The 2,825-nt window shown below is 64.0% G+C and carries 5 protein-coding genes; 2 read left to right on the top strand and 3 right to left on the bottom strand.

Features of this window, described 5'->3' with window-relative positions; genetic code table 11:
• On the top strand, window positions 1-239 hold a 239-nt coding region (locus QZY06_RS19925), incomplete at its 5' end, for a LysE family transporter (RefSeq protein WP_295687475.1).
• Window positions 240-294: 55 nt separating this feature from the next.
• Here the strand turns inward: QZY06_RS19925 and QZY06_RS19930 are convergent.
• Both QZY06_RS19930 and QZY06_RS19935 read right to left on the bottom strand, forming a co-directional pair.
• Entirely contained in the window at window positions 295-606 is a 312-nt protein-coding gene (locus QZY06_RS19930; RefSeq protein ID WP_295687477.1) for a hypothetical protein, read from the bottom strand.
• A 129-nt stretch (window positions 607-735) separates the two neighbouring features.
• Complete coding sequence (locus QZY06_RS19935; protein ID WP_295687479.1) at window positions 736-1,308, bottom strand: NUDIX hydrolase; 573 nt, start codon at window positions 1,306-1,308, stop codon at window positions 736-738.
• A gap of 144 nt (window positions 1,309-1,452) precedes the next feature.
• On the opposite strand from QZY06_RS19935, the gene QZY06_RS19940 reads away from it, so the two are divergent.
• Entirely contained in the window at window positions 1,453-2,586 is a 1,134-nt protein-coding gene (locus tag QZY06_RS19940) for a PQQ-dependent sugar dehydrogenase (RefSeq protein ID WP_295687481.1), read from the top strand.
• Between the two features lie 63 nt (window positions 2,587-2,649).
• Here the strand turns inward: QZY06_RS19940 and QZY06_RS19945 are convergent.
• Window positions 2,650-2,825, bottom strand: a 176-nt coding sequence (locus QZY06_RS19945) for a DUF1348 family protein (protein ID WP_295687483.1), incomplete at its 5' end; no start/stop codon positions are given.

Raw genomic sequence — 2,825 nt, forward strand, 5'->3', positions numbered from 1 at the left:
CGGCCTCGGTGCTGCCGCAGTTCATCGATCCGGCGGCACCGCAGTTGATCCAGTTCGTGATTGTCTGGTGCACGCTGTTTTTCACCGACGTCTGCTGCATGTGCGGCTACACCGCGCTGGGCCTGCAGGCGCTGCGTTTCCTGCAGAACCCGGTGGCCGCGCGCTGGACCAATCGGGTGTTCGGCGCTTTGTTCATCGCTGCCGGCATCGGCCTGGCGGTGTTCAAGCACGGCGCTTGATCGCGGATAAAAAAAGAGACCGCCGTGGCGGTCTCCTTTTGAATCTCGGTCGCGCTTAGTTCTTGCGATCTTCGCGACGCTCCTGGCGGTTTTCCTGCCGGTCTTCGCGGTTGTCCTGGCGCTTTTCCTGACGGTCGCCACGATTTTCCTGGCGCTTGTCGGTGCGCTCGGCACGGTTTTCCTGACGATCCTTGGTGCGGTCTTCGCGGTTGTCCTGACGCTTTTCCTGGCGGTCAGCGCGGTTGTCCTGGCGCTTCTCCTGACGCTCGGAAGCCTTCTCGGCCGGCGTTTCGTCAGCACTGACGTGAATGGTGGTCAGCGCAAACGCGGCAGCGGCGAGGATCGTGGCAATCGATTTATGGTTCATGGTGGTCTCTTCTCCTGAGGGCGATAAAACGTGAGCGCTGCGGCGAATATTGGTTACTGAAATGTCTTGGCCGCTGCGACCAGAGCTACTCTAGCTTTCCCGCATGAACGCCCGCTGACCGATGGTCGGCTAGTCCTTCGAACCCGTAGTGACTTCCGGCCGCCGCCCGTAGCGCGTCATCAGATCCAGCGTGTGGATGTCCTGCACGCCCTTGGCGCGGTTCTCGAAGAAGAACTTCAGGCCGTGCCAGATAGTCGGGAAGGCGATGTCGTCCCAGGGAATTTCCTCTTCGCTCATCAGCCGCGTTTCGGAGCTTTCCGGCGTCACGCCGTGATGAGGCGAGCGCATGCTGCCGTGATAGATCATGTAGATCTGTGACACGTAGGGCACGTTGATGACCGCGAGCAGGCCGGTGATGTCGACTTCGGCCTGTGATTCCTCGAGCGTTTCGCGTGCTGCGCCCTGAGCCGAGGTTTCGTCCATTTCCAGGAAGCCGGCCGGGAACGTCCACAGGCCCAGACGTGGTTCGATGTTGCGGCGGCACATCAGCACCTTGCCTTCCCAGATCGGCACGCAGCCGGACACGACCTTGGGATTGCGGTAGTGCACCGTGCCGCAAGACGGGCAGACGGCGCGCGGCAGATGGTCGCCAGGCGGAATCAGCTGGTCCACGGCATGGCCGCAGTCGGAACAGAATTTCATGCGGAAGGGCAGGGTGCGCGACGCGAAACGGCGTCTGAGGAGAGCGTAGCAGAGGAGTCCCGGCTCTGGCCCTGCGCAGATGACTTTGAACGTGGCGCCGCTGAACGGGGTCACTGCTGTATCAATCCATATAAGGATGTCCTGATGAACCGTCTTGTCCTGCCCTTGCTGGCCAGTCTTGGTCTTGCCTCCAGCGCTGCTCTGTTTGCCGCCGAGCAGGAGGCCGAGCCTGCCGCCGAAAAGCCCAACTACAAGCTGGTGACGGTGGCCGAAGGTCTGGAATTCCCGTGGAGCCTCGCGTTCCTGCCGGATGGCCGGATGCTGGTCACCGAGCGGCCGGGGCGGCTACGCATCGTGACGGCTGATGGCCAGCTTTCCCCGCCGGTGACCGGCGTGCCGGCGGTGTTTGCGCAGCGTCAGGGCGGTTTGCTGGACGTGGTGCTCGATCCGCAGTTCGCCAGCAATGCCCGCGTCTATCTGTCCTACGCAGAAGCCGATGCCGCGGGGCTAGCCGGCACGGCGGTGGCGCGCGGCAAGCTGGTGGGCAATGCGTTGACCGGGGTCGAAGTGATCTACCGGCAGACGCCGAAATCCGAAGGCGGCCTGCATTTCGGCTCCCGGCTGGCGTTCGCGCCGGACGGCAAGCTGTTCATCACCCAGGGCGATCGCTACCTGATGAAGGACATGGCGCAGACGCTCGACAACGACTTCGGCAAAGTCGTCCGCGTCAACCCGGATGGCTCGATTCCGACTGACAACCCCTTCGTCCGCACCGCCGGCGCGCGGCCGGAGATCTGGTCCTACGGCCACCGCAACATGCAGGGCGCGGCGATCCATCCGCAGACCGGAAAGCTGTGGACGCACGAACACGGCGCGATGGGCGGCGACGAGATCAACCTCGACGAAGCCGGCAAGAACTACGGCTGGCCGGTGATCACCTGGGGCATCAATTACGACGGCAAGCCGATCGGCATCGGCACCACCAAGGAAGGCATGGAGCAGCCGCTGCTGTACTGGAAACCCTCGATCGCGCCGAGCGGCATGGCCTTCTACACCGGTGACAAGTTCGCGGCCTGGCGCGGCAACCTGTTCGTCGGCTCGATGAAGTTCGCCTACCTGAACCGCATCGAGCTCGACGGGACGAAGGTCAAGGCCGAGCACAAGCTGCTGACCGAAGTGAACGAGCGCATCCGCAGCGTCCGCCAGGGGCCGGACGGCTACCTCTACGTCACCACGGACACGCCGAAGGGCCGCGTGCTGCGGCTCGAACCGGGATGAGTAGGGCGGCCCATGGCCGCCGCCGCACTCGTCGGCAAGAGCGCGCGGTGGGCGTGGCCCGCCCTACAGGCCGAGATCGGACAATGACGGGTGATCGTCCGGCCGTCGGCCGGACGGCCAGCGGAACAGGCGATCAGCGTCGGCGATCTCCAGATCGTTGATGCTGGCGTGGCGCAGCGCCATCAGGCCGTTGCCATCGAACTGCCAGTTCTCGTTGCCGTAGCTGCGATGCCAATGGC

The sequence above is a fragment of the uncultured Nevskia sp. genome, from assembly GCF_903885465.1.
Lineage (GTDB): Bacteria > Pseudomonadota > Gammaproteobacteria > Nevskiales > Nevskiaceae > Nevskia.